The following is a 26,017-nucleotide window of genomic DNA, read 5'->3' as shown; positions in this document are numbered from 1 at the left end:
GTTTCCTTCGCTCAGAGGACTGTGCAGGCCGTGCCGTTCAGGGTGAAGGCGGCCGGGACCGGATTGCTGCCGGTCCAGCCGCCGAGGAAGCCGAAGGACTGGGATCCGCCCGCGGCGATCGAGCCGTTCCAGGAGGCGTTGGTGACGGTGACCGCGGCGCCGCTCTGCGACACCGAGCCGTTCCACAGCTGGGCGATGGTCTGGCCGCCGGTGAACGACCAGGCCAGCTTCCAGCCGCTGATCGCGGCGGGTCCGGCGTTGGCGATCTTCACGTCGCCCTGGAAGCCGCCGGGCCAGCTTCCGGTGACCCGGTAGGTGACCGAGCAGGAGGTCGTCCCGGAGGTCGGGGACGTTGTCGGCGAGGTCGTGGTGGTGGGGGACGTGGTCGGCGACGTGGTGGTGGTCGGCGAGGTGGTCGGGGACGTCGTGCTGATCTTGGTGGGGTCGACCACGCCCCAGTACGCCGACTTCGCCTGCAGCCGGGTGTCGAACAGCAGCGGCGCGTCCTTGCGCGACACCGGATAGGTGTCCAGCCAGGTGTTGTCGTCGGCCAGGCCCCACAGCGTCACCGAGGTGATCGCGCTGGCGTACTTGCGGAACAGCGCGAACATGTCGCGGTACACGTACGCCTGCTGCAGCAGGCGGTCCGCGGGCGGCGTCGGGAAGTTTTCGCCGCTGTTGGTGTAGATGCTGACGTCCATCTCGGTGATCTGCTGCTCGACGCCGAGCGGGACGAACTTCTGGATCATCGCCTCGGTGTCGCCGATCGACGGCCAGCTCACGTTGATGTGCATCTGGTGCCCGACGCAGTCGATCGGCACGCCCTCGGCCTTCAACGAAGCCACCAGGTTGTACAGCGCGTCCCGCTTGGCGGCCACGTTGGTGTTGTAGTCGTTGATGCACAGCTTCGCGGTCGGCGCCACCTCGCGGGCCACGCGGAACGCCGTACGGATGTAGTCGAGCCCGGTCACGTTGTACCAGGTGCTGCGGCGCATCCCGTCGGACTGCGACTCGTCGATCACCTCGTTGACCACGTCCCAGGTGCCGATCGTCGTGCCGTAGTGGGCGGCCACGTTGCGAATATGGTTGGACAAGCGGGACAGCAGGAGCGTCTTGTCGTCGGCCGTGCCGGTCATCGTGGTGCCGTCGGCCCGGGTGAACACCCACGACGGCGTCTGGTTGTGCCACACCAGGGTGTGCCCGCGCACCTTCATGTTGTGCGCCTTCGCGAACGCGATGAGCGGATCGGCCTGGGTGTACGTGAACGTGTTCTCGGTCGGCTCGGTCGCGTCCCACTTGAGCGCGTTGCCGGGCGTGACCGAGTTGAAGTGCTTGGCGAGCAGGTCGCCGTGCAGGGTCACGGTCTCGGCCCCGGTGATCGCCGCGCCGACCGGGAAGTTGGTGACGACGTCCTTCACCGACGGGATATCGGTCTGGATCGGCAGCGCCGGCACATAGCTGATCGCCACGTCGTCGAGATAGAGCGATCCGGTCGTGGACGCGGTCTCCACGTACACGTGCAGGAAATCGACGTCGGCGGCGAGCGTGTAGTGCCCGACCAGGTTGACCCAGTTGCCGTTGGTGACCGCGGTGTTGCCGACCACCGTGTCGTAGGAGGCCGTGTCCCCGCTGCGGCGCTCGACGCTGATCCGGGCGTTGTCGGAGCCGTCGGCCATCCGGACCCAGGCCGAGATCGTGTACGAGGTGCCCTTCACGAACGTGCCGAGGACGTCGAGCGAGGGCCCGTTCCAGGTGGCCGTGCGCCCGGTGACCGAGAGGCTGTGCGTGCCGCCGTGCGCGACGGTCGTGCTGTTCGCGAGGGTCTCGGCGTTGCGGCCCGTCCAGCCCTGGACGGTGCCGTCCTCGAAGGTGCTGGTGACGACCGTGATGGGCGCGGGGTCGTCGGCCGCGCTGGCGACCGTGGTGACGGTTACAGCGGCGATGGGGGCCGCGACCAGGACGGTCGTCACGGCCAGCCGCGCGAGAGCGCGCATCTGCGGGCTCCTTCGGGGGCAGGGGTACGCGGATGAGAAAGTGACGCTCATCGTTACATGGGAGCGCTCCCATCACAACGGCGTGTCCGGAATGTTTCAAGCGCCGGGACCGATCAGAAGAGTGGCCGCCGCACCAGAAACGATCCGTTCGTGTCGAGCGGGCCGAGAACGATCTGGTCGCCGGTGTGCCGCACGAACGAGCCGCGTTCCCCGAGGGACTCCAGTGCTACCGACCGCGGCGCGGCCCCACCCCGGACACAGAAGGTCGCATCCAGCCGGAACGGATCGCCGGCGTCCGCATCGCCGACCCGCAGCCGCGAGGCCGACCGCCGCAGGAAGCGTCCGTCCGAGGCCCGGAACGAGAAACACTCCGAGTCGGCCAGCCCGGGCAGGACGGTGAATGTCGCCAGCCGCCGCTCCGGCTCCGGGCTCCCCGGGCCGACCGCGACCAGCGCCGCGGAGTCCCCGGACACGCCGAGAAACCGCCCGTGTGCGTCGGCCGATTCCAGCGAGACGGATCCCACGCCCGGCATCGGGAACGATCCGGCCGGGGGAGACGCGCCGTACGGCGGCCGAGGCCGCGGCCCGCCGACGGCATCGGGCACCGAGACGGTCCACCCGACGACGATGAGGGCGATTCCGAGCCCCAGCGCCGCCACCGTGACGAGAGCGGCGAGCGGATGCGTCCCCACGGCCCGCGCGGCGCGCCACAGCGGATTCTCGGCAGAGTCAGGCATCGGCCGGTATCGTCGCACGTCGGCGGTGGCCCCGGTGAAAGGCAGGCACCAGATGGCGCCCAGGCAAGTCACCCGTGACGACCTGGCCGGGGTGGCCCGGGCCGCGCTGGGCCGGGGGCGCACGCTGGCCGGAGTGGACCGGCTCGCCGGCGGCAGCCGCAAAGGCGTCTACCGTCTGACCATTGACGACGGCACCACCGCCATCGCCTACCTGTGGGACGAGTCCGAGAACTACTGGCCCGCGGCCGGCAACGACAACGACGACCGCGACCCCTTCTCGCCCGCCAGCGGCATCGACTGCTACGAGGCCGCCCACGCCCGCCTCGCCGCTCTCGGCCTGCGCGTCCCGCGGATCCACCTGAGCGACCGCACCCGCACCCACTACCCGGCCGAGCTGGTCGTCCTCGAGGACTTCCCGGGCGAGAACCTCGAGAAGCGGCTGCACCGCGACCCGGAGGCCGCCCGGCCCGTCATCGACCGCCTCGCCGGCGACCTGGCCCGGATGCGGGAACACCGCTCCGGGGCGTACGGGAAAGTGGTCTTGATCGAAAATGGCGGACGCTCACGGCACCCGACCTGCGAGGGGGCGGTCCTCGACTTCGCGCTGCGCTGCCTGGCCGAGGCGGCCGCCCGTGACCGGCGCATCGCGGACCGGCGCGACCGCCTCGAGCGGCGCCTGCACGACCTCCACGCCGCGATCCGGCCGCGCGACGAGTTCTCCGTGGTGCACGGCGAGCTGGGCCTCGACCACGTCCTCGTCGACCCGGCCGGAAACCCGGTGCTCATCGACATCGAGAACCTCATGTACTTCGACGTCGAGTGGGAGCACGTGTTCCTGCGCATCCGGCTCGGCGACGAGTACCACCGGGTGGCGACCGGCGGTCTCGACGAGGCCCGGCTGGCGTTCTACCTGCTGGCCCAGCGCCTCTCGCTGACCGCCGGCCCGTTGCGCCTGCTCGACGGCGACTTCCCGGACCGCGCCTTCATGGCCGCGATCGCCGAGCACAATCTCAACGAGGCCCTCGCGCTAGCCTGAGATCTCGTCCCGCCAGCTGTAACGTGGCGAGTACCCGAGCAGCCGCCGCGCCTTGTCGATGGACAGGAGCGTCTCGTGCTCCCCGAGATCCTTGCGCACCTCGACGCCGGGGTAGACGGCGGCGGCGAGGCTGGCCGACGAGCGGCTCATCACCGTGTCCGCGTTCGCGATGATGAAGATCTCCACGCCGGTGGCCTGGTAGTCGAGGGCGCGCCGCACCGCCTGGGCGCCGTCGCGGGCGTCGATGTATCCCCAGAGGTTCCACTTCCGCAGATGCGGGTCGGCGTCGAACGACGGGAACGCCGCGTAGTCGGCCAGCTCCATGACGTTCGAGAAGCGCAGCCCGATCATCTTGAGCGACGGGTTCCAGCGGCAGAACTGCGCCGCCATCGTCTCCTCGAGGTGCTTGGCCAGCGAGTACCGGGACTCCGGCCGGGCCGGATACTCCTCGTCCACCGGGATGTACGGCGGCGGCGTCTCGAACGGCAGACCGAGGACCGTCTCGCTGGACGCCCACACCACGTTCGTGATGCCGGCGGCCTTGGCGGCGGCGAAGACGTTGTACGTCGCGGTGATGTTGTTGTGGAAGGTGGCCGCGTTGCCCGTGATGCCCGGCGCCGGGATGGCCGCGAGGTGCACCACCGCGTCGATGTGGTCGTACCGGTCGTCGATCGCGGTGAGGGCTTCAATGGTCTGGCCATAGTCGGTCAGATCGATCCGAATGTCAGGCCGTTCGGCGGCCGCATCCAGGTTGATCACCTCGTCGCCGTCCTCGCGCAGCGACGCGACGACGGCCCGGCCGAGCTTCCCGGTGCCCCCGGTGACCGCGATCCGCATGATGCCTCCTGTGTGCCTGGAACCCCGGGAAAGCCTAGCGATGAGTTCCGGGCCGCGGGCCGGTCTGTACCGGCAACAATGATGTGAGGAGAGAGACATGAGCTACGCGGACGTCAACGGTATGAACCTCTACTACGAGATCCACGGCACCGGCCGACCATTGGTCCTTTTGCACGGCGGCCTCGGCTCGGGCGAGATGTTCGGGCCGAACCTCGACGCGCTCGCCGCCTCCCGGCAGGTCATCGTCCCCGATCTGCAGGGGCACGGCCGCACCGCCGACATCGACCGTCCCCTCGACGTACGGCTGATGGGCGACGACATCGCGGCGCTCATCGACCACCTGGGGCTCGACCGGCCGGACCTGGTGGGGTACTCGCTCGGCGCCGGGGTCGCCATGCAGGTCGCCTTCAACCACCCGGAGAAGGTCGGCCGCCTCGTCGCGGTGTCGGCCGGCATCAGCCGCGACGCCACCTACCCGGAGATCCTCGAGCAGCAGGGCCAGGTGGGCGCGGCCGCGGCCGAGTTCATGAAGGAGACCCCGATGTGGGAGCTGTACAACCGGGTCGCGCCCCACCCCGAGGACTTCCCCAAGCTGCTCGACAAGATCGGCCAGTCGATGGCCAAGGACTTCGACTACACCGAGCAGGTCCGCGCGCTGAGCGTGCCCACGATGATCGTGGCGGGCGACGCCGACATGTGGCCGGTCAGCCACTTCACCGAGGTCTTCAAGCTCCTCGACGGCGGCCTGCGCGACGGCGGCTGGCAGGGCGAGAACCGGCCCAAGGGCGGTCACGCGCTGGCGATCCTGCCCGGCGTGACGCACTACAGCATGGGCACCTCGCCGCTGCTGCCCGTGGTTACGCTCGAGTTCCTGAAGGAGTCGTAACCGAGGAACTCATTGAGGGGGTACGAGGATGAGCACTCCCAGCAGAGTGGCGATCGTGACCGGCGGTTCCCGGGGCATCGGCCGTGAGGTGGCGGAGCGTCTGGCCCGGGACGGACTGGCCGTCGTGATCGACTATGCCGGCGACAAGGCGGCCGCGGACTCGGCCGTCGCCGAGCTGACCGCGACCGGCGCCCAGGTCCTCGCCGTCCAGGGCGACGTGGCCGACGAGGTCGCCATGCAGGCTGTCTTCGACCAGGCGGAGGAGCGCTTCGGCGGCGTCGACGTGGTCGTGCACTGCGCCGGGATCATGCCGCTCTCCCCGCTCGCCGACCTCGACCTGGCCGTGCTCGACCGGGTGCTACGGACCAACGTGCGGGGAACGTTCGTGGTCGACCAGCTGGCGGTGCGGCGGGTGCGGGCCGGCGGCGCGATCGTCAACTTCTCCAGCTCCATCACCCGCTTCGCCCGGCCCGGATACGCCGCGTACGGGGCGAGCAAGGGCGCGGTCGAGGCGATGACCCTGATCCTGGCCCGGGAGCTGCGCGGCCGCGACGTCACGGTGAACACGGTGGCGCCCGGCCCGACCGCCACCGACATGTTCCTGGACGGCAAGTCCGACGAGCTGATCGCCCGGATCGCCGCCGAGCCGCCGCTGGAGCGGCTCGCGCAGCCGGGCGACATCGCCGAGACCGTCGCGTTCCTGGCCGGTCCGGGCCGCTGGGTGAACGGTCAGGTGCTGTACGTGAACGGCGGCGCGATCTGAGCCCGCACGAGCCCGTGTTCGGCGACCGGCTACGGGCCGCGTTCCGGCGCGGCGACAGCGACGCGGTGGTGCGAATGAGCCAGGAGGAGCTCGTCCGCGCCCGCGCGACGGGTGACCGGGCCGGCGAGGTCGACGCCCTCTACAGCCTGGCCCGGGTGTCGATCCGCGGGGGCGACCTGGCCTCGGGGGAGAGCCTGGCCGGCGAGGCGCTGGAGGCCGCCGTGCGCTCCGGCGACCGGGCGCTGGAGGAGCGGCCCCGGCACGTGCTGGCCGCGGTGGCCCGGCTGTCCGGCGACCTGTCCCGCGCCCGCGACCTGTACCGGGCGAGCATCGCGCTCAACGAATCGCTCGGCAACGACGAGACGGTCAACAGCGAGTACCACAACCTGGCCTTCTGCGAGCTGCGGCTGGGGAACGTCGCGCACGCCCGCGACCTGTTCGCCGCGGGCCGCGAGGAGGTGTTCCGCCGGGGCTGGGAGGGCTTCGTCCCGTACGTGTGCGTGGCCGGCGCCGCGCTCGCCGCCACCGAGGGCGACCTGCACCGCGCGGCCCGCCTGACCGGGGTCACCGACGCCGCCTTCGAGGCGCTCGGCCAGGTGCCCGACCCCGACGACGCCGCCGAGCTCACGGTGGCCCGGACCGCCGCTCGGGAGGCGCTGGGCGAGGCCACCTTCGCCGCCGAGTACGCCTACGGCCATACCCTGACACCACGCGAGGCGTTCGCGGCCGAGGTCGCCTAGAGCAGCCCGGACAGGGCGGCCCGGGTCAGCTCGTACAGCCGCTGCTGCGTGCGGGGATCGGTGGCCTGCGGGTTCGGGTCGGCGGGCTCCCGCTCGTCGTAGTACGTGCCGTTGTCGCCGTCGCGGGTCGCCACGTAGCGGAGGTTCTCGGCCGCGCGGGCGGGGGAGTCGCCGCCGATCGAGAACATCGCGTGCAGCAGGGCCGTGCTGATGATGCCGGGGTGCATGCTCACCGCGGCGGCCGGCGGGGTCAGCGTCGCGGCCAGCCGGCACGTCTCGGTCACCAGCGCGAGCTTGGAATGGGCATACGCCACGTCCGGCGCGTAGCGGTGCCGGGCCAGGTCGACGTCGTCGAGGTGCAGGGTCGCGGACAGGTGCGTGGCCGACGCGACGTTCACGACGCGCGGCGGCTCGCCGAGCAGCGCGGTCAGCAGGACCGGCGCCAGGTAGTTGGTCTGGAAAGTGATCTCGTGTCCGTCGCCGGTCAGGGTGCGCGCCGGCGGCCCGGGCCGGGCCGCGTTGTTGATCAGCAGGTCGACGGCGCCGGCCTCGGCCCGCATGTCGCCGGCCAGCCGGGCCACGGCCGCCAGCTCCGAGTAGTCGGCCCGCAGGTAGACCACCCCGGCCGGCAGCCGGTCGCGCACCTCGGCCGCTTTCTCCGGCCCCTGCACGATCAGCAGGCCCACCCGGTCGGCCAGGAGCCGGGCGGTGGCCAGGCCGATCCCGCTGGTCGCGCCCGTCAGCACGACCGTCTTCCCCGCAAGGTCCACGTGGGGAGACTAGCGCTCGACGCGGACCGGATCGCCGCGGATCAGGTCGTCGTGGATCTGCCACCTCGCGGTCAGACGAGCCCGCGCGGCGTCCTCGTCGCCCCGCGCCAGGCGGTCGCGGATGAGACGCATCGCCGCGGCGCGGTTGAGGGTGAACTGGCGCTCGGAGTCGGCGACCACGACGATGCCGGACGGGCGGTGGGTGGCGCGGGCCGCGGTGCTCGCTTTGTTGCGGTGCTGGCCGCCCGGGCCGCCGGTGCGCACGGCCACGACCTCCACATCGGACTCGGAGAACGGGGTGACCGGGCCGCCGATCTCGCACGGCCGCGCGATCACGTACCAGTTCTTACGGCCGTGGCCTCGGCGGTAGGGGCTCGCGCCCTGCCAGCAGAGGGTGCCGGTCCACGTCGCGGCGAACTCGTCGGCGGCGATCCGCAGCAGCGCCGAGCGGAACGTGCCGGGCCGCTCGCCGGCGACCGAGGCGACCCGGGTGACCTCGACGCCGTGGCGGCCGGCGTCGGCCTCGAGCCGGGCGGTCAGCCGGGCCACGGCCCACGCGCACTCGGCCGGGCCGCGGCCGGCGGACAGCAGCAGGTGGATGGTCATCGGCGGCGGGCCGCGGGGTGGGCGGCGGTCTTGTAGGTGACCAGGGGGAGTGTGGAGACGACCGGAGTCGCCAGCTCGTGCGCGGTGAGGTCGCCGATGACCTGCTCGATGCGCTTGTACGCGGTCGGGGCCTCCTCGAACAGCAGCTGCCGGTCGCCGCAGACCACATAGGAGCCGACCGGGGTGCGGCGCAGCTCGTCGACCGTGTGCTTGGCCTTGCCGCGGCGCAGGGCGTCGGCGCGGGACATCTTGCGGCCGGCGCCGTGCGCGACCGAGTGGTTCGCCTCGGGGCCGGCGTGCGCGGCGACCAGGAACGAGCGGGTGCCCCGGGTGCCGGCGATCAGCACGTCGCGCCCGTCACCGCGGGCCGCGCCCTTGCGGTGGAGATAGACCCCGTCCGCGTACGTGACGAGGTTGTGCGACTCGTCGACCAGGGCGTCACCGAGCTCGGCGCCCAGGGCCCGCGCCACGCGCTCGGCCATCGTGCGGCGGTTGAGGGCTCCCCACCGTACGGCATGGTCGTGGTCTTGAAGGTAGGAAACGGGATCGGGGGCGGGACCGGCGCCGTGGACCTCGGTGTGCCGGCGGAGGATGCGCTCGCCGAGGCCCCGCGAGCCACTGTGGACGATCAACACCAGCGAGCCGGTGGACAGACCGAGCCGGGCCGCGTGTGCGGCGTCGAGCACGGCGTCGACCCGGGCCAGCTCGACGAAGTGGTTGCCGCGCCCGACCGTGCCGAGGCTGTCCGCGCCGACCGGCTCGTCGAGGTCGGGAAAGCGGGCCGCCAGCTTCTCGGGGACCGGCCGCTTGAGGCCGATCGGGAAGACGGCGATGCCGCAGCCGATGTCGGAGCCGACCAGGAACGGGTAGAGCACGGTGGAGGTCATGGCGGCGCCGATCGGGGCGCCCTTGCCGGGGTGCAGGTCGGGCATGCCGGCGACGTGCAGCATGCCGTCGAGGGCGGCGACCTGGTGACACTGGTCGACGGCGCCGGACTCGATCCAGCTGGACGGGGACGCGAAGATCCTGACTGAGGACAAGACAGTCTTTCCTTACGAAAGGGAGAAAGGGCGGGAAAGTGTCCTCAGCGCGTCATGACAAGAAGGGTCGCGGAAACGGTGGGCCGGGACAATCGATTTACGGCTTGAGCTGCTTCACGTAACGGCGGCACGGCACCGGCACCGACGCCGCCACGTAGTCGAAACCGCCGTCGTCCACCCAGCCGGCGCGCTCGTAGAACCGCCGCGCCCGGGCGTTGCCCGGCACGACCGCCAGCCACGCCGCCGGGTGCCCGTCGGCCGCCACGAGCCGTTCCGCCTCGGCCAGCAGCGAGTCGGCCACGCCGTCGCCCCGGAAGGCGGCGTCCACGTAGACCTGCTCGACCTCGTCGCGGGCCACCATGATGAAGCCGCCGACCACCCCGCCGACCTCGGCCACCGTCGTGTCGGCCACCCGCGCCTCGGCCCGCGAGCGGAACGTCTCCGGCGTGCGCGCGGCGACCAACTCGTCGGGCACGTTGCCCAGATGCCCGTCGCGCCACCCGGCCAGCCAGATCGCCGCGACCCGGCCGGCGTCGGCGTGCCGGGCCCGTCGCAGCGTCACCGGCGGCATGTGCAGCAGGTCGCGCAGCCGCCCGGTGAGCGCGGCCAGCCGCTCGTTGACGGCGGCCCGTTCCTGCGGGTCGGTCCGCCACAGATGGAAGTCGCCGAAGTCGCGGCCGGCGGCGTAGAGGCCCTCGAAGCGCACCCGGGCCGTCCGCAGCGCCTCCTCGTCGGACGCGTCCGCGCACAGGCACGCGACGATCTGCCACATCCGCTGCTGCCACGCGTGTCCGGCCCGGCTGTCGGCCGCGAGCAGGGCGGACAGGTCGGCGGCCGTCCGCCGGGCGAGGTCTCGAGTGGTCATGGGCGCCCCCTGACGTCGTGGCCTCCTGACGGTGCCAAACGAAGGCGCCCGAATCAACCCCCGCCGTTTCCGCGGGTGCGGCGGGCCCGGTACTCGGCGACGACCAGTTCGGTGAGCTCGTCGAGGGAGACGTCGGCGGTGGGCTTGTCGAAGGTGATCGTGCCGTGCTGGAGCAGGTTGACGCGATCGCAGACGTCGAGGACCTGGGCGTAGTTGTGGGCGATGATGATCACCGACACCTCGCCGCGGGCCTTGAGGTCGCGGATCAGGTCGAGGATCAGGGTGCCCTCCTTCGCGCCCATCGCGGCGAGGGGCTCGTCGAGCAGCAGGATCTTCGCGTCCGAGTAGACGGCGCGGGCCACCGCGACCGCCTGCCGCTGCCCGCCGGAGAGCTTGGCCACCTCCGAGTTCACGTTCGGGATGTTCACGCCCATGTCCTCGAGGTGCGCCCGGGCCAGCCGGCGCATCGCCCGGTTGTTCAGCAGCGGCCCGACCCGCAGCTCCCGGTTGAGGAACATGTTGTGGTAGACGGAGAGCTCGTTGATCAGCGCGAGTCCCTGGTAGACGGTGTCGATGCCGAGCGACCGCGCGTGGTCGACGCTGCGCAGAGTCACCTCCTGGCCGTTCACCACCAGGCGCCCGGAGTCGGGCTGGTGGAAGCCGCAGATGACCTTGATGAGGGTGGACTTGCCGGCGCCGTTGTCGCCGATCAGCCCGAGCACCTCGCCCTTCTCGAGGCGCAGGTTCACGTCCCGCAGCGCGGTCAGCGCGCCGAACCGTTTCGCGACGTGCTCGGCGACGAGGACGTCCATCACCCGCCTCCCGTCCGCCGCAGCCGCGACAGGTACTGATTGGCGATCATCGACAGCAGGATCGCGCTGCCCAGGATGATGTTGAACGGGTTCGCGCTGATCCCGATCAGGTTGAAGCCGTTCTGCAGCTCGGCCAGGATCAGCGCGCCGAGCAGCGCCCCGATCACCGTGCCCGAGCCGCCGGCCAGAGCCGTGCCGCCGATGACCGCGGCCGAGATCGCGGTGAAGACCAGCGCCGTGCCGCCGCCGATGTTCGGGTCGATGCTGTTGATCCGGAAGGCCTCCAGGATGCCGGCCAGCGCGCCGAGCATGGACGCCATCATGAAGTTCCCGATCTTGATCCGGTTGACCCGGATGCCGGCCTCGGTGGCCCCGATCAGGTTGCCGCCCACCGAGATCGTGTGCAGGCCCCACCGCGTACGGGTGAGCACGATGTGATAGAACGCGACCACGCCGAGGCACCAGATCAGCGACGACCAGTCGGCCGCGCCGAAGATCGATTGGATACGGCCCTGCGCCGCCTCGGGGATCTGCGCCGGGTACGCGTGCGAGGTGGTCAGCAGGATGCCGAGCAGCAGGTAGTACGAGCCCAGCGTGGCCACCAGCGACGGCACCTTGAACTTGGTGACGATGAAGCCGTTGCAGAACCCGATCAGCGCGGAGATCGCGAACGCGATGAGGAACGCCGGGATCACCGGGATGCCGTAGTTGTCGATGGCGTAGTGCACGAGGAACGGCGCGAGCGCCGCGACGACCCCGACCGACAGGTCGATCTCACCGGAGACCAGCAGCATCACGATGCCGACCGCGACGATCGCGGCCGGCGCCGTCGCCTGCGCGATGTTGCGCAGGTTGTCGTGGGTGAGGAAGACGTCGTTGGCCGCCCGGAAGTAGATCGCCATGGCGATGGCGACGATGAGCACGCTCGCCTCGCGCCACCGTACGAGCACGGTGCCGCCGGTTCGCAGCAGCGTCAGGAGACGCCGGTCGCGCTGGGCCGGCGTCTCCTGCTGCCTCGGAAGGGTCCCGGTCATGTGTGCGCGATCGGACCGGAGCGTTCGACCAGTTTCACCTCGGTCGACGAACCCTCGTACCGGGTCTGGGTGGTCTGGTACGTGGCGACGTTGTCCTTCGTCACGAACAACAGGCCCGTGTTGGTCTGCGGCGGCGAGATGAGGCCGCCGGAGATCTTGAACAGGTAGAGGTAGAGCACCGGCAGGAAGCCCTGCAGGTACGGCTGCTGGTCGATGGTGTAGTCGAGGTCGCCGGCCTTGATCGCGGCGAGCGTCTCCGGGATCAGGTCGAAGCCCCCGGCCACCTTCAGGCCCTTGCTGCGCATGTTGTACTTCTTGACCGTCTGGCCGACGGACTGTGTCGAGCCCGCGTCGACGGCGAGCATCCCGGCCAGGCCGGCGTGCCCCTGCGCGTACGCGTCGATGATGGACAGGCCCTTGGTGACGTCGGCGTTGGTCGCCACCGAGGTGAACTTCACCGCGCCGCCGGCGTCCTTGAACGCCTGCGCCGCGCCGTCGATCCGGGGCTGGATGTTCAGCTGCCCCGGCGTGGCGATGAAGCCGACCACGTCGCCGGACTGCACCGCGGTCAGGGCGCGCTGCCCGAGCGCGTACCCGGAATCGTAGAGACCCTGACCGATGTACGTGAGCCGGTTGGTGCCCGGATCGTCGCGCGCGCCGTCGGCGTTGTACGACACCACCGGGATACCGGCGTCCAGGGCCTGGTCGACCGGCGCCTTGAACGCCGACTTGTCGACCACCGCGATCGCGAGACCGTCGGCCTTGCCGCTGATCGCCGTGTTGGTGGCGTTGACCATCTCGGCCACCACCGAGTTCTGCGACCCCGTCCACTGGTACGAGACGCCGAGCAGCTTGCACGCGTCCTCGGCGCCGTACTGGGTCGGGGTGAAGAACGGGTTGGTGGTGACGTGGTTGACGAAGACGAATTTCCAGTTCGGCGTCTTCGGGAAGTTCCCGATCGCGTCCGAGCTCGTGTTGGTCTTGTCCTGGCTGCACGCGGAGAGTAGCCCCGTTGCCGCGAGCGACGCGCTGGCCAGGCCGGTGCCGGCGAGTAGCCGGCGGCGGGAAACCCCGCGTGGATCAAGTGCGGCGGCCGCCTCTTCGACGACCCGTGGCAGATCGTTCATCACGCCACGCCGAGCTGGTAGATGGTGGTGGTCCGGTACGTCTGGCCGGGACGCAGCACCGTCGACGGGAAGTTCGCGTGGTTGGGCGAGTCCGGGAAGTGCTGGGTCTCCAGGGCGAACCCGTCGCCCTGCCGGTACATGTTCCCGCTGGTGCCGACCAGCGTGCCGTCCAGGAAGTTGCCACCGTAGAACTGGATTCCCGGTTCGGTCGTGTAGATCGTCAGCTGCCGCCCGCTCGCCGGGTCGGTCGCCTTCGCGGCGAGCTCCAGCTTGCGGAACGTCGGGTCGCGACGGTCGAGCACCCAGTTGTGGTCGTAGCCGCGGCCGATCACGAGCTGTGGGAAGCCGTCGCGGTTACGGGCGCCGATGGCCGTGGCCCTGCGGAAGTCCATCGGGGTGCCGGCCACCGGGTCGATGGCGCCGGTCGGAATCAGCGTCGGGTCGACCGGGGTGTACTTGCTGGCGTTGAGCTGCAGTTTCGTGGTGTCGATCGTGCTGGTGCCCTCGCCGGCCAGGTTCCAGTAGTTGTGGTTGGTGAGGTTGACTACCGTCGCCTTGTCCGTGGTGGCCAGGTAGTCCATCCGGATGCCGTGGTCATGGGTGAGCGTGTAGGTCACCGTGACCTTCAGCGTGCCCGGGTAGCCCTGGTCGCCGTCGGGGCTGGTCAGCTGGAGCTTGAGCGCCACGGCGTTCCGGCTGCGGATCGGGGTGGCCGCCCACACGTGCTTGTCGAACCCGATGGTCCCGCCGTGCAGGCTGTTCGGGTCGTTGTTGATCGGCAGGTGGTAGGTGACGCCGTCCAGGGTGAACGTGCCCAGGGCGATCCGGTTGCCGTACCGGCCGATCAGGCAGCCGAAGTACGGGCTCTTCGCCTCGTAATCGGCGAGATTGTTGAAACCCAGAGCGACATTCGCGATCTTGCCGTGCTTGTCCGGCATCTCGATCGACTGGAGAGTGCCGCCGTACGTGAGGATTTTGACCTTGATGCCGTTGTTGGTGAGCGTGTAGACATCGACGGCCTCACCGCCGGCCGTTGTGCCGAACGGCGCCTTCGTGATGGTCGCGGGCCCACCGGCGTACGAGCTGGACGCGGCGACCGCGCCCAGACCACCGGCCATGAGCAGCACCGCGCCGAGCCGGACAGCGGTCCGGCCCAGGGAAATCTTCTGCATCGTGCCTCGCCTCTCTCAGCGGCGCCACGCCTTTCGCGTGGCAGGGCAGCGTGCAATGAGGGCGACCACGGGGAGGGGGAGTCGGCCCCCCGAGTCGGGGAGAGGAACGTTTCGCCCGGTGGCCAGAAGTCGGACGGAACCGGCCGGTGACAGGGGGCGAAACCACAAGCGCGAAGCCGACGCTAGTGTTTGCAATTGAGCAATGTCAACGCTAACAATTGTTGATCTCTTGAATTGCGGTATAGGTGCGTTTCCGCTTTTCGGGGCAGCAATCTTGACTTCTTTAGGCCGAATCGTTTTGTACGGAAATCGGACCCGCTTCAGCGGCGCATCAGCGCCGTTCCAGCGCCGCGTGACACCGTCGCCCCGAGCGGACTTCGGTCCCCGGGGGGAGAAGCAGTGAAGCGCACAACCTATCGGGCGGCGGGCGCGGTGATCGTCATCGGAGCAGTGATCGGCTCCGCGGCGCCCGCGTACGCCTCGTCCATCACGCAGACGGCGGCCGACAACTCGGCCTTCTTCGGCGGGTTCACCGGCGTCGCCGCCGTCTCGGCGACCGACGGCTGGGCGGTCGGCGGCAACGGCAACGGCATGATCCAGCGGTACAACGGCGTCGGCTGGGTCGCCGTTGCCAGCCCCGACCTGCTCGCCGGCGGCACGAACACCTGGGCCGGCCTGGCCGGTGTGGACATGCTGTCGGCCTCGTCCGCGTTCGCCGTGGGCCGGACGAGCGCCGCCAGCGACGACTCGGCGGCCGTGGCCGAGCGCTGGAACGGCACGCAGTGGAGCCGGCTGACCGTGCCGCGGGCGGCCGGGACGGACACCTCGTTCACCGGCGTCAAGGCCTTCTCGGCGAGCGACGCCTGGGCGGTCGGCGAGGGCGGCACGTGGTCGCACCGGCTGACGCTGGCCATGCACTGGAACGGCTCGCAGTGGACCGCGGTGCCGACGCCGAGCCCGGGCACCCGCAACAACTGGGTGACCGCGGTCGACGGCACCGGCCCGGCCGACGTGTGGGCGGTCGGCTACACGCTCGACCTGCCCTACGGCAACCGGTTCCGGCAGTCGCTGGTCATGCACTACGACGGCGGCACGTGGACCCAGGTGCCGAGCCCCAACAACGGCAGCACCTATCTGTACGACGTAGCGGCGCTGACGGCGAGCGACGCGTGGGCGGTCGGGTACGGCTCGGACGGCGGGGCGTTCGTGCTGCGGTGGAACGGCACGGCCTGGAGCAGCGCACCGGCGCCGCCGGGGCTGTCGAGCCTCACCAGCGTCGCGGCCCGCTCGGACAGCGACGTCTGGGTGACCGGCGGCGACGCGAACGGGGCGCCGGCCCTGGGGCACTTCAACGGCAGCACGTGGACGGTGACCCCGGTGACCGTGACCGGCGGGGTGGGCCTGCCGTACCTCTGCGCGATCACCAAGGCCGGTCCGAGCGCCGAGTTCGCGGTCGGATACCAGGCCGACGGCACCACGGGTCAGTCCGGCAACATCGCCTTCCGGATAGCCGGCTGACCGACGAAGCGGGCCGTCCGGACCTCAGGGCTCAGGGTCCGGGCGGCCGTTCGCGTGTACCAGGTCAGGCGTGCGCGTCGGGAGCGCTGTTCAGCTCCTGGAGCTGCTGGTTGACGTGGTTGTTCAGGGCCTGGTGGTAGCTCTGCGCGAGCTGGCCCAGCCGGTCGATCTCGTCGATCAGGGCGGCCCGCTTGGCGCCGATCGCGCTCATCGCCTCGGTGTGGTTGCGGCGGGCGTCGCTCTCGATCGTCGCGGCGCTGAGCTGAGCCTCGCTGGTGAGCTGCTCGGCCTTCGAGCGGGCCGAGGCGATCAGGTCCTCGGTCTCCCGCTGGGCGTCGCGCATGTGCTCGTCGGCCGTGCGCTGGGCCATCATCAGCACCCGCGCGTTCCGGTCGTCGTCACCCACCTGGGCGAACGAGCCGGACGGCGTGGCCTGCCGGGCCCGCTCCAGCTGGGACTGCATGTTGCGCGCGTTCTGCTCGGCCCGGGCGCGGGCCTCCTGCAGGCGCTCGAGCTGGGCGGAGAGGTCGGCGAGCTCGGAGCTCATCACCATCGCCGGGGACGGTCCGCCGGGCATGCCGCCGCCACCGCCGCGGTCCATCCGGTCACGCAGCGACCCGTTCTCCTCGAGCAGGCGGATCAGCTCCTGCTCGACCTCGTCGAGGAACGCGTCGACTTCCTCCTCGTCGTATCCACGCTTTCCGATCGGTGGCTTCTTGAACGCCACGTTGTGGATGTCTGCTGGAGTGAGCGGCATCGTGCTCCCTGGTTCCCGTCGTCTCCGGTGGTGCAGCCAGATATGGTACGCAACCCGGCTGTGACCCCCGCGGTGGGCGTGATCACTACTGCCCTTTTGTGGCGGTTTGCAGCAGGGCGATGATCTGTTTGGTCACCTCGGGCGGGTTTGTTTGCCCGCATGCCTCGTAGTGGATCAGCCGATAGCGCACGTGCAGGGTGTACTCGAAGGAGTCCGCGCAGTTGCCCGGTCCGGAGGTGCCCCGGTCGGCCTCGGCCTCCAGGCGCGGGTCGGCGATGAGCTTCTGGAGCTGGTCCATCTGGGCGGCGGTGAGCTTGCCGGAGGCGGACGGCTTGCCCTTGCCGGTGACACGCGACCACGTGCCGTCGGCCTTGACGACGATCGTCTCGCTGATGCCGGCGATGCCGCCCGACTTGACCATCTCGACGCCCTCGGGCGACGTGATGGGTTTCGGCGTGGTGGTCGTCGCGGGCGTCGGTGGATTCCCGCCGGGGGAGGGCGAGCCCGTGGACTCGGCGCTGGGAGAGGTGACCGGCGGCTCGCTGGCCGGGGAGACGGCCGGCAGGGAGCTCGCGTCCGGGGTGGCACCGCCGCTCCCACCGCAGCCGGCCAGGGGCAACAGGAGAAGGGTGGCGACCACGCCCGGCCAGGCGTTCCGGCTCAGCATGGGGGCCGAACCTATGCGTACGCGTCGATGCTGTCAATCACGCCGCGGACAGCGCGGCGGCCAGCTGGGCCGACCAGGCCCGCACCACCCGGGACCGGCGTCGCGAGTCGTCGGTCAGCACGCCGGCCAGGGCGAGGCCGCGGGCCATGTCGAGCGTGGCCTGGATCAGTGCCCGCACCTCGGGGTCGGCGTCGTCGGCGCCGAGCAGCCGCACCGCGCGCCGGTGGACGCCCCGGGCGAAGCGCTTCTCGAGCGGGACCACGGCCACCCGTAGCGCCGGGTCGGCGGCGGCGACGGTCCAGACCTGCAGCGCGGCCCGGAACAGCTCCCCGCCGATCGTCTCGACCAGCCCGGCGACCACGGCGTGGACCCGCGCGGCGCCGGTCTCCGATGGCTCGGGCAGCGCGTCGAGCAGCGCCGCCCGCTCCTCGAACATGTGCTCGAGCGCGCCGAGGATGAGTGCTTCACGCGTACGGAAATGATGTTGTATGGCTCCGCGGCTGATGCCGGCCTCGGCGGCGATGAAGCCGACGGTCGAGGCCTCCCACCCGTACTGCGCGAGGCAGCGGATCGTGGTCTCGAGCAGGCGCTGGCGGGTGGCGCGGCTGCGGTCCTGCTTGGCCGGGGCGAGATCAGCCATCGGCCGTCACCACCGCGAGGGGCGTGCCCTGCGCGACCTGCTGGCCGACCGTGACCGGAAGGCTGGTCACGGTGCCGGCGGCGGGGGCGTGCACGGCGTGCTCCATCTTCATCGCCTCCAGCCAGACCAGCGGCTGACCGGCCGTGACCTCGTCGCCTTGCTTCACCGCCACGCGCACGACCGTGCCGGGCATCGGCGCCACCAGCGCGCCGGGCGTGACCTGGGCCGACGGGTCGGTGAAGCGGGGCACCCGGCGCAGCTCCAGCGAGCCGTCCGGGCCGTCCACGACCACCCGGACGTCGTCGTCGGCGCCGTACCGGCCCACGGTCCACTGCCTTTGCACGCCGTCGACCTCGAGAATCACCCGGTCCGGGGTCGCGCCGATCAGGGCCACGTCCATTCCGTCGGCCTCGATGCCGCCGCCTCGGATAAATCGGTACAAAACCGGAATGTCCGAGTTGTCGTGCGCGAAGACCCGGCGGCGGTAGCCCACGGGAACGTTCCGGAAGCCGCTGGTCAGGCCGGGCAGCAGCGACCCGCGTTCGAGCGCCGCGTCAGCCAGGGCGGCCACGAGCGCCGCCAGCCGCGGCCGGGGATGCTCGCGCACCAGCGAGGCCGGCGGATGGAGCGTGTAGAAGCTCGTGCTCGCCGTCCCGGCGAGAAACGACGGGTGCACCAAGCTCGCCGCGAGCAGGTCACGGTTGGTGGTCACCCCGTGGATCCGCGAGCGTCGCAAAGTGGCGGCCAGGTGCCGGGCCACGGTTTCCCGATCCTTCCCGTACGCGATGAGCTTGGCCAGCATGGCGTCGTAGTGCGTGCCGATGACGCTTCCCGCCTCGACTCCCGAATCGAGTCGGAGGCCCGTAGATGCCGCGCCGAAATGTCCGGAAACTTCCGGGATATCGAACGCGACGATCGTGCCGGTCTGGGGCCGCCAGTCCGCGGCCGGGTCCTCGGCGTACAGCCGCGCCTCGATCGCGTGCCCGGTCATCGCCGGCTCCGCCCCGGTCAGCGGCTTGCCGGCGGCCACGTCGAGCTGGAGGCCGACCAGGTCGGTCCCGGTCACGCACTCGGTCACCGGGTGCTCGACCTGCAGGCGGGTGTTCATCTCCAGGAACCAGAAGTCGCCCCGCTCGTCGGCCAGGAACTCGACCGTCCCCGCCCCGCGGTAGCCGACCGCGGCCGCCGCGGCCCGGCCCGCCGCCAGCAGCCGTCGCCGCAGCTCGCCGCCGAGCCGCTCGACCAGCGGCGACGGCGCCTCCTCGATCACCTTCTGGTGGCGGCGCTGCAGCGAGCACTCGCGTTCGCCCAGCGCCCAGACCGTTCCGTGCTCGTCGGCCATGACCTGCACTTCGACGTGGTGCCCGTCCTCGACGTACCGCTCGCAGAACACCGTCGGGTCGCCGAACGCCGACGCGGCCTCGCGTGCCGCCGACGCGATCGCGTCCGGCAGGTCGCCTAGCGAGCGCACGATCCGCATGCCCCGGCCGCCGCCGCCCGCCGACGCCTTGACCAGCACCGGCAGGTCGCCCTCGCCGATGGTCGCCACGTCGAGCCGGTCGAGCACCGGCACGCCGGCCACGGCCATCCGGCGCTTCGACTCGATCTTCGAGCCCATCACCTCGATGGCCTCGGGCGCCGGGCCGATCCAGACGAGGCCGGCGTCGCGTACGGCCCGGGCGAATGTCGCGTTTTCCGAGAGGAACCCGTAGCCCGGGTGCACGGCGTCGGCGCCCGCCTTGAGGGCGGCCTCGATGATCAGATCGCCGCGCAGGTAGGTGTCGGCGGCGGATGCGCCCGGCAGCCGCACCGCGCTGTCGGCCTCGAGGACGTGCGGCGCGCCGGCGTCGGCGTCCGAGAAGACCGCCACGGTGGCCAGGCCCCGGCGGCGGCAGGTCGCGAAGACCCGGCGGGCGATCTCGCCCCGGTTGGCGACGAGCACGCTGGAAATCATCGCTTCCTCACATTCGGAAGACGCCGTACGACTCGGCGCCGCGCACCGGCGCCGAGTGGATGGCGGAGAGGGCGACGCAGAGCACGTCGCGGGTGTCGCGGGGGTCGATGATCCCGTCGTCGTAGACCATGCCCGACAGCACCAGCGGCATCGACTCCGCGGTGATCTGCTGCTCGATCATGTGCCGGACGACCTGCGCGCCGTCCTCGTCGAACGGCCGGCCCCGGGACAGCGCCGATGCCTTGGACACCAGGTAGGTGACGTCGGCGAGCTGCTGGGCGCCCATCACCGCCGACCGGGCGCTCGGCCAGGAGAAGACGAACCGGGGGTCGTACGCCCGGCCGCACATGCCGTAGTGCCCGGCGCCGTACGAGTTCCCGATGAGCACCGAGATGTGCGGGACTCCCGAGTTGGACACCGCGTTGATCATCATGGCGCCGTGCTTGATGATGCCGCCCTGCTCGTACTCCTTGCCGACCATGTAGCCGGTGGTGTTGTGCAGGAACAGCAGCGGCGTGCGCGACCGGTTGGCGAGCTGGATGAACTGGGCCGCCTTCTGCGCCTCCTCGCTGAACAGCACGCCGTTGGCGTTGGCGAGGATCCCGATCGGGTAGCCGTGCAGGCGCGCCCAGCCGGTCACCAGCGAGGTCCCGTACAGCGGCTTGACCTCGTCGAAGTCGCTGTCGTCGACGATCCGCGCGATGATCTCCCGGGGGTCGAAGGGGGATTTGAGATCTTTTGGCACGATAGACAGCAGATCCTCTGCGTCGAAGCGAGGACTTTTGCTTTCGCCCGGCTTGTCGCCCGATTTGTCCCAGTTGAGTCGCGCGACGATCCGCCGCCCGATCCGGATCGCGTCCTGCTCGTCGAGCGCGTAGTAGTCGGCCAGTCCCGACACCCGGGCGTGCATCGAGGCCCCGCCCAGCGACTCGTCGTCCGACTCCTCGCCGGTGGCCGCCTTGACCAGCGGCGGTCCGGCGAGGAACACCTTCGACCGCTTCTCGATCATCACGACGTGGTCGCTCATCCCCGGCAGGTAGGCCCCGCCGGCCGTCGAGTTCCCGAAGACCAGGGAGATCGTCGGGATCCCCGCCGCCGACAGCCGGGTCAGGTCCCGGAACACGGCGCCGCCCGGGATGAACACGTCCTTCTGCGTCGGCAGGTCCGCCCCGCCCGACTCGACCAGCGCGATCAGCGGCAGCCGGTTCCGCAACGCGATCTCGTGCATCCGCAGCGTCTTGCGCAGCGACCACGGGTTGCTGGCGCCGCCCTTCACGGTCGGGTCGTTCGCCACCAGCAGGCACTCCACCCCGCTGACCACGCCGATCCCCGCCACGACGCTCCCGCCGACGGCGAACTGCGAGCCGTAGCCCGCCAGCGCCGCCAGCTCCAGGAACGGCGAGTCGAGGTCGAGGAGCAGTTCGATCCGCTCCCGAGCGGTCATCTTGCCGCGCGTGTGATGCCGCTCGACGGCCTGCTCCCCGCCGCCGGCCACGGCCTTCGCGGTCTCGGCGCCGATCTCGTCGAGCGCCGCCAGCATGCTCTCCCGCGCCGAGGCGGCCTCGGCCGTCGTGGTGTCGAGCGCGGATCGCAGAACTGTCACGGCGCTTCCTCCGGCGAGAGCAGCGAAACGGGGATGTCGACGTGCCGGGAGCGCAGCCATTCCCCGAGGCCCTTGGCCTGCGGGTCGAATCGCGCGTGGTAGGCGACGCCCTCGCCCAGAAGGCCCTCCACCACGATGTTGATCGCGTGGATGTTCGGCAGCCGGGTGATGCGCAGGGGCAGCGCGGCCGTCTCCGGGAGCAACTCCCGCACCCGCTCCTCCGAGATCAAATTCTCGAGCCAGGGGTACGCCCCGGCATCGCGCACCCAGACGCCGATGTTCGCGTCGCCGCCCTTGTCCCCGGAGCGAGCCCCGGCGATCGTTCCGAGCGGCAACCGGCGGGTCGCCTCGCCGGCCCCGTGCTCGCCGGCCCCGTGCTCGCCGGCCCCGTGCTCTTCGGCCCTGTGCTCGCCGGCAGCCGGCTCGAGCGCCCGGCACACCCGCGGCGGCTCCACGGGCTCGACCGTGCCGTCGTCGTGCACGACCTCGTGGACCGGCGCGTCCTGCGGCACGAAGCCCGCCGTGAACACCCCGTACGGATGGGCCGATCCCGGCGGCGACGTCGCGAAGAATCCCGGGTACGAGCCGAGCGCCACCTGCACCGCCGCGTTGCTGAAGGCGCGGTCGGCGTTGCGGCGCGACGGGTCCCGGGCGACGACCGTGAGCAGCGCGGACGCCTGCTGCTCGGTAGCCGCGTCCGGCACGTCGACCCGGGCCAGCGTCCAGTCGAGCTCCTGCGGCCGGACCCGGAGGGCGGCCTCGAACTGGTGGCGGAACAGGTCCGCCTTCGCCTCGATGTCCAGCCCCGTGAGCACCACCGTCATCTCGTTGCGATACCCGCCGACCCGGGTCTGCGAGACCTTCACGTCCGGCGGGGGCGGCTCACCCCGTACGCCCGAAATGGAAACCCGATCGGGACCGTCCGGCCGCAGCGAGATCGTGTCGAGCCGGGTCGTCACGTCCGGACCGGCGTAGCGCGCGTCCTGCACCTCGTAGACCAGCTGCGCCGTCACCGTCCCCACGGTGACCGCACCCCCGGTGCCCGGATGTTTGGTGATCACGCTGGATCCGTCCTCGAAGACCTCCGCGATCGGGAACCCCGGGTGGAGCATGTCCGGAATCTCGGTGAAGAACGGATAGTTCCCGCCGGTGGCCTGCGTCCCGCACTCGATGACGTGCCCGGCCACGGTCGCCCCGGCGAGCTGGTCGAAAGCCTCGCGGTCCCAGCCGTACCGGGCGATCGCCGGCCCGATGACCAGCGACGCGTCCGTGACCCGCCCGGTGACCACGATGTCGGCGGACATGGCCCGCGCGATCCCGAAGGCGCCCAGGTACGCATGCGAATCCGGCCCCAGCGAATCGCCGCGCACCAGGGCGACCGTGGGGGAGAGGCCCTGATCGGCGGCGACCTGCCGGATCGCGGCCACCAGCGCCGCCGGGTTCACCCCGCCCGCGTTGGTCACGATGCGCACCTTGCGGTCGAGGGCGAGCCGCAGGCAGTCGCGCAGCTGCGAGAGGAACGTCAGCGCGTACCCGATGCCCGGATCTTCCTTGCGGTCGCGGGCGAGGATCAGCATGGTCAGCTCGGCGAGGTAGTCGCCGGTGAGCACGTCGAGGTCGCCGCCCTCCAGCATCTCCCGCATCGCGGAGAGCCGGTCCCCGTAGAACCCGGAGAAGTTGCCGATGCGGATCACCCGCCGAGGCTCGCACAGCCGGGAAAAACAATCAAGCGTGCTTGTTTTTCGGCGGCCCGGAAAGCTACCGTGCGGTAATGCGGCTCAACGAGGACCACAGCGCCTTCCGGGAGAGTGTTCGCCGGTTCGTCGACACCGAGGTGAACCCGCACGTCGACGCCTGGGAGGCGGCCGGGCGCGCGCCGCTGCACGACCTGTTCCCCAAGGCCGCGGCCCTCGGCCTGCTCGGCCTCGAGTACGACGAGGCGTACGGCGGGGAGGGCGCCGACCCGAGCTTCCAGCTGGTCGCCGCCGAGGAGTACGGACGGATGCACGCCGGCGGCGTCGGCATGGCGATCGGCGTGCAGGCCATGATGAGCACCCCGTCGTTGCACGAGTTCGGCACGCCCGAGCTGAAGGAGCGGTTCCTGCGGCCCGCGATCGCCGGCACCGCCGTCACCGCGATAGCCGTCACCGAGCCCGACACCGGCTCCGACGTGTCCCGGCTGCGGACGAGGGCGGTGCGCGACGGCGACGACTGGGTGATCACCGGGCGGAAGGTGTTCATCACCAACGGCGCCCAGGCCGACTGGCTGTGCCTGCTCGCCCGCACCTCCGACGAGGGCGGGTACCGCGGCATGTCCCAGATCGTCGTGCCCACCGACTCTCCGGGCTTCGAGGTGGCCCGCACCTTCGACAAGCTCGGCAACCGCTGCTCCGACACGGCCGAGCTGGTCCTCGACGAGGTGCGGGTGCCGGTCGCCAACACGATCGGCACGGCCGGCCGCGGCTTCCAGCAGCAGATGCGCCAGTTCGTCACCGAGCGCATGTTCGCCGCGTACACCACGGCCGGCCAGTGCCAGTACGCGCTGGACCGCACGAGGTCGTTCGTGAAGGACCGGAGCGTCTTCGGCCGCCCGCTCGCCGAGCGGCAGTACGTCGCGTTCCGCCTGACCGAGCTGCAGGCCGAGGTCGACCTGCTGCGCAGCCACAATCTGCAGACCTGCGAGGCGCTGATGGCCGGCGAGGACATCACCCGGATGGCCTCGGTCGCCAAGCTCAAGGCGGGCCGGCTGATCCGCGAGGTCGCCGATTGGTGCCTGCAGTTCCACGGCGGCACCGGGTACCTGGAAGAGACGTGGACGTCCCGGATGCTCCGGGACGTCCGTCTCACCTCGATCGGGGCCGGCGCCGACGAGGTCATGCTGCAGGTGCTGGCCCGCCTCGACGGCCTGCCGGCCTAGCCGCCGTAGTTGTAGCTGCCGCCGGTACCCGTGATCTTGATGGGCTCGCCCCTGCGGACGCGCTCACCCCGGCGGGCCACTTCGAAGATGTCGTACGCCGTGCCGACCACCGTGATGCCGATGATCAGCAGTGAGAGCCAGTGCTTCACGTCGGACTCGGCGCCGAGGCCGGCGAAGTTGTGGAACTCCGGGTTGAAGAACTGGTCGGTGGCCAGCAGCCAGACCAGCGGGACCGCCGACGCCAGCTGCAGCACCGCGTTGACCACGGTCACCGTGCGGTTCCACGTGCCCAGCCGCCACAGCCACACCTGGTAGGCGCCCTGCAGCACCAGCACCACGATGAAGTACGGCCACCAGAACGACCAGTTCGCCGGATCCAGCACCGGTACGCCGGAGAGCGTGAACTGCTGCAGGATCAGTGCCGCGATCAGCAGCGCCGGCCAGACCAGCCCGCCGGCCAGCCGTGCGATCGGCATCCGGTCCGGCTCGTACTTGGGCAGGTCCTTCACCGACCACTTCACCCGCAGCTTGTCCTTGACCGCGCCGGTCCGCTCGACGATCGCGTAGATCAGCGTCGTCCAGAACACCATGTGGACCCCGACGGTCAGCGTGGTGCTCACCGCCGTACCGACGATGGTCCCGAAGCTCTTGCCGTCGACCACCTGGACCACGACCAGCACGGCCACCACCACCGGCAGCACCGTCGACAACAGCATCACGGTCAGCCGCCGCCACGACGTGTACAGCTCCGGGCCGATCAGGTAGCCCGAGCGGTTCGCGTAGCTGTCGGCAAGCTTGTCGGGGTCGCCGAGCTCGGTCAGCGTGGCCTCGACCGCGGCCTCGCGCGCCTCCCCGGCCTCGACGCGGGCGTCCACCGCGTCCTCGATGGAGGCCCGCAGCTCCCGGTCGATGTCGGCCCGCTGCGCCTCCGGGACGCGGCGCAGGGCGGTGTACACATAACGGTCGACGAGACTGGTCATCACATGCTCCCCGTGGTCGGATCGAGATCGTTTATCGCCTTGTCGAGGCGGGTCCACTCCGAGCGCAGCGACGACGCGATCGCGTCACCCTGCTCGGTGGTCCGGTAGAACTTGCGCGGCCGCGCCTCATCGGTGTTCCACTCGCTGGTCAGCAGCCCCTGCGCCTCGAGCCGGCGCAACAGCGGATAGAGCGTGTTCGCCTCGACCTCGAAACCGGCCCCGCTCAGCGTCTCGAGCAGCGAATACCCATACCCCGGCTCACGCAGCACCGTGAGGCTGGCGACGACGACCGTGCCGCGCCGCAGCTCCTGCAGGTGCCCCGATAGCGTCGCATCCAATGTCATAGCAAGCACGATACTGTGTCTCACACACTATGACAACCCAATACAGCAATGTGCCGGGATTCCCCAGCTCTGGAGACGGTGAAGGGGCAGGAGGCGGACGACGTCCGGCGCGTTCGACCAGCGCACCCCGATCGGGTCGCCCACGGCGTAGGAGGACCGGTCGGTGGAGACCTTGGTGGGTTCGCCCACCGGGGTCACGGAGCTCCACGCGTACGCCC

25 protein-coding genes are annotated in these 26,017 nt (G+C 70.8%); 6 read left to right on the top strand and 19 right to left on the bottom strand.

What is annotated here, in order from left to right:
* Positions 1 to 11: 11 nt before the first annotated feature.
* Both A3CQ_RS0100545 and A3CQ_RS0100540 read right to left on the bottom strand, forming a co-directional pair.
* Positions 12 to 1,994 (bottom strand): endo-1,4-beta-xylanase, encoded by a 1,983-nt coding sequence (locus A3CQ_RS0100545; RefSeq protein WP_020508953.1) that lies wholly within the window; start codon positions 1,992 to 1,994, stop codon positions 12 to 14.
* 113 nt (positions 1,995 to 2,107) lie between these two features.
* Positions 2,108 to 2,731 (bottom strand): AbfB domain-containing protein, encoded by a 624-nt coding sequence (locus A3CQ_RS0100540; RefSeq protein ID WP_026205153.1) that lies wholly within the window; start codon positions 2,729 to 2,731, stop codon positions 2,108 to 2,110.
* A 52-nt stretch (positions 2,732 to 2,783) separates the two neighbouring features.
* Between A3CQ_RS0100540 and A3CQ_RS0100535 the strand changes: the two genes are divergently transcribed.
* Positions 2,784 to 3,767: a phosphotransferase gene (locus tag A3CQ_RS0100535; RefSeq protein ID WP_020508951.1), complete on the top strand. Its 984-nt coding sequence runs from the start codon at positions 2,784 to 2,786 to the stop codon at positions 3,765 to 3,767.
* Here the strand turns inward: A3CQ_RS0100535 and A3CQ_RS0100530 are convergent.
* Positions 3,759 to 4,604, bottom strand: coding sequence for an NAD-dependent epimerase/dehydratase family protein (locus A3CQ_RS0100530; protein ID WP_020508950.1), 846 nt, complete (start codon positions 4,602 to 4,604; stop codon positions 3,759 to 3,761). The two genes, A3CQ_RS0100535 and A3CQ_RS0100530, sit on opposite strands and share 9 nt — an antisense overlap.
* 97 nt (positions 4,605 to 4,701) lie before the next feature.
* On the opposite strand from A3CQ_RS0100530, the gene A3CQ_RS0100525 reads away from it, so the two are divergent.
* From A3CQ_RS0100525 to A3CQ_RS0100515, 3 genes are all read left to right on the top strand, one after another.
* Positions 4,702 to 5,490: an alpha/beta fold hydrolase gene (locus A3CQ_RS0100525; RefSeq protein ID WP_020508949.1), complete on the top strand. Its 789-nt coding sequence runs from the start codon at positions 4,702 to 4,704 to the stop codon at positions 5,488 to 5,490.
* Positions 5,491 to 5,518: 28 nt separating this feature from the next.
* The gene (locus A3CQ_RS0100520) at positions 5,519 to 6,253 is read left to right on the top strand and encodes an SDR family oxidoreductase (RefSeq protein WP_026205152.1); all 735 of its coding nucleotides are present in this window, start codon (positions 5,519 to 5,521) and stop codon (positions 6,251 to 6,253) included.
* Positions 6,254 to 6,327: 74 nt separating this feature from the next.
* Positions 6,328 to 6,993 (top strand): tetratricopeptide repeat protein, encoded by a 666-nt coding sequence (locus A3CQ_RS0100515; protein WP_245576958.1) that lies wholly within the window; start codon positions 6,328 to 6,330, stop codon positions 6,991 to 6,993.
* Here A3CQ_RS0100515 and A3CQ_RS0100510 read toward each other — a convergent pair.
* From A3CQ_RS0100510 to A3CQ_RS0100475, 8 genes are all read right to left on the bottom strand, one after another.
* Positions 6,990 to 7,763 (bottom strand): SDR family NAD(P)-dependent oxidoreductase, encoded by a 774-nt coding sequence (locus A3CQ_RS0100510; RefSeq protein WP_020508946.1) that lies wholly within the window; start codon positions 7,761 to 7,763, stop codon positions 6,990 to 6,992. The genes A3CQ_RS0100515 and A3CQ_RS0100510 overlap by 4 nt on opposite strands.
* A 9-nt stretch (positions 7,764 to 7,772) precedes the next feature.
* Positions 7,773 to 8,369 (bottom strand): peptide chain release factor H, encoded by a 597-nt coding sequence (prfH, locus tag A3CQ_RS0100505; RefSeq protein ID WP_020508945.1) that lies wholly within the window; start codon positions 8,367 to 8,369, stop codon positions 7,773 to 7,775.
* On the bottom strand, positions 8,366 to 9,409 hold the full coding sequence (locus A3CQ_RS0100500; protein ID WP_020508944.1) for an RNA ligase RtcB family protein: 1,044 nt from the start codon (positions 9,407 to 9,409) through the stop codon (positions 8,366 to 8,368). Before A3CQ_RS0100500 ends, prfH begins: the two co-directional genes overlap by 4 nt.
* A 97-nt stretch (positions 9,410 to 9,506) precedes the next feature.
* Positions 9,507 to 10,274, bottom strand: coding sequence for a GNAT family N-acetyltransferase (locus A3CQ_RS62430; RefSeq protein ID WP_020508943.1), 768 nt, complete (start codon positions 10,272 to 10,274; stop codon positions 9,507 to 9,509).
* A 53-nt stretch (positions 10,275 to 10,327) separates the two neighbouring features.
* Positions 10,328 to 11,086 carry an ATP-binding cassette domain-containing protein gene (locus tag A3CQ_RS0100490; RefSeq protein WP_020508942.1) on the bottom strand — a complete coding sequence of 253 codons (759 nt, stop codon included), beginning with the start codon at positions 11,084 to 11,086 and terminating at the stop codon, positions 10,328 to 10,330.
* The gene (locus tag A3CQ_RS0100485) at positions 11,086 to 12,120 is read right to left on the bottom strand and encodes an ABC transporter permease (RefSeq protein WP_020508941.1); all 1,035 of its coding nucleotides are present in this window, start codon (positions 12,118 to 12,120) and stop codon (positions 11,086 to 11,088) included. Before A3CQ_RS0100485 ends, A3CQ_RS0100490 begins: the two co-directional genes overlap by 1 nt.
* Positions 12,117 to 13,247: a sugar ABC transporter substrate-binding protein gene (locus A3CQ_RS0100480; protein WP_020508940.1), complete on the bottom strand. Its 1,131-nt coding sequence runs from the start codon at positions 13,245 to 13,247 to the stop codon at positions 12,117 to 12,119. Before A3CQ_RS0100480 ends, A3CQ_RS0100485 begins: the two co-directional genes overlap by 4 nt.
* On the bottom strand, positions 13,247 to 14,419 hold the full coding sequence (locus A3CQ_RS0100475; protein ID WP_020508939.1) for an aldose epimerase family protein: 1,173 nt from the start codon (positions 14,417 to 14,419) through the stop codon (positions 13,247 to 13,249). Before A3CQ_RS0100475 ends, A3CQ_RS0100480 begins: the two co-directional genes overlap by 1 nt.
* 399 nt (positions 14,420 to 14,818) lie before the next feature.
* Between A3CQ_RS0100475 and A3CQ_RS0100470 the strand changes: the two genes are divergently transcribed.
* A complete protein-coding gene (locus tag A3CQ_RS0100470) occupies positions 14,819 to 15,937 on the top strand; it encodes a hypothetical protein (protein WP_020508938.1) in 1,119 nt (372 codons plus the stop codon).
* Positions 15,938 to 16,001: 64 nt separating this feature from the next.
* Here A3CQ_RS0100470 and A3CQ_RS50900 read toward each other — a convergent pair whose 3' ends face one another.
* From A3CQ_RS50900 to A3CQ_RS0100440, 6 genes are all read right to left on the bottom strand, one after another.
* A complete protein-coding gene (locus A3CQ_RS50900) occupies positions 16,002 to 16,694 on the bottom strand; it encodes a DivIVA domain-containing protein (RefSeq protein ID WP_040431217.1) in 693 nt (230 codons plus the stop codon).
* An 85-nt stretch (positions 16,695 to 16,779) separates the two neighbouring features.
* Positions 16,780 to 17,361 (bottom strand): hypothetical protein, encoded by a 582-nt coding sequence (locus tag A3CQ_RS0100460; protein WP_020508936.1) that lies wholly within the window; start codon positions 17,359 to 17,361, stop codon positions 16,780 to 16,782.
* A 37-nt stretch (positions 17,362 to 17,398) separates the two neighbouring features.
* On the bottom strand, positions 17,399 to 18,001 hold the full coding sequence (locus A3CQ_RS0100455; protein WP_020508935.1) for a TetR/AcrR family transcriptional regulator: 603 nt from the start codon (positions 17,999 to 18,001) through the stop codon (positions 17,399 to 17,401).
* Positions 17,994 to 19,955: an ATP-binding protein gene (locus A3CQ_RS0100450; protein WP_020508934.1), complete on the bottom strand. Its 1,962-nt coding sequence runs from the start codon at positions 19,953 to 19,955 to the stop codon at positions 17,994 to 17,996. Before A3CQ_RS0100450 ends, A3CQ_RS0100455 begins: the two co-directional genes overlap by 8 nt.
* 7 nt (positions 19,956 to 19,962) lie before the next feature.
* Positions 19,963 to 21,558: an acyl-CoA carboxylase subunit beta gene (locus A3CQ_RS0100445; protein WP_020508933.1), complete on the bottom strand. Its 1,596-nt coding sequence runs from the start codon at positions 21,556 to 21,558 to the stop codon at positions 19,963 to 19,965.
* A complete protein-coding gene (locus tag A3CQ_RS0100440) occupies positions 21,555 to 23,252 on the bottom strand; it encodes an acyclic terpene utilization AtuA family protein (RefSeq protein WP_020508932.1) in 1,698 nt (565 codons plus the stop codon). The genes A3CQ_RS0100445 and A3CQ_RS0100440 overlap by 4 nt, the downstream gene beginning before the upstream one ends.
* Before the next feature lie 77 nt (positions 23,253 to 23,329).
* Between A3CQ_RS0100440 and A3CQ_RS0100435 the strand changes: the two genes are divergently transcribed.
* Entirely contained in the window at positions 23,330 to 24,475 is a 1,146-nt protein-coding gene (locus tag A3CQ_RS0100435; RefSeq protein ID WP_020508931.1) for an acyl-CoA dehydrogenase family protein, read from the top strand.
* Here the strand turns inward: A3CQ_RS0100435 and A3CQ_RS0100430 are convergent.
* Complete coding sequence (locus A3CQ_RS0100430) at positions 24,472 to 25,455, bottom strand: permease prefix domain 1-containing protein (RefSeq protein WP_020508930.1); 984 nt, start codon at positions 25,453 to 25,455, stop codon at positions 24,472 to 24,474. The two genes, A3CQ_RS0100435 and A3CQ_RS0100430, sit on opposite strands and share 4 nt — an antisense overlap.
* Positions 25,455 to 25,799: a PadR family transcriptional regulator gene (locus A3CQ_RS0100425; RefSeq protein ID WP_020508929.1), complete on the bottom strand. Its 345-nt coding sequence runs from the start codon at positions 25,797 to 25,799 to the stop codon at positions 25,455 to 25,457. The genes A3CQ_RS0100430 and A3CQ_RS0100425 overlap by 1 nt, the downstream gene beginning before the upstream one ends.
* Positions 25,800 to 26,017: the final 218 nt, after the last annotated feature.

The sequence above is a fragment of the Paractinoplanes globisporus DSM 43857 genome (assembly GCF_000379645.1).
GTDB lineage: Bacteria > Actinomycetota > Actinomycetes > Mycobacteriales > Micromonosporaceae > Actinoplanes > Actinoplanes globisporus.
Note: the sequence above shows the minus strand (reverse complement) of the source record. Positions and strands in the feature narration are given on the sequence as shown.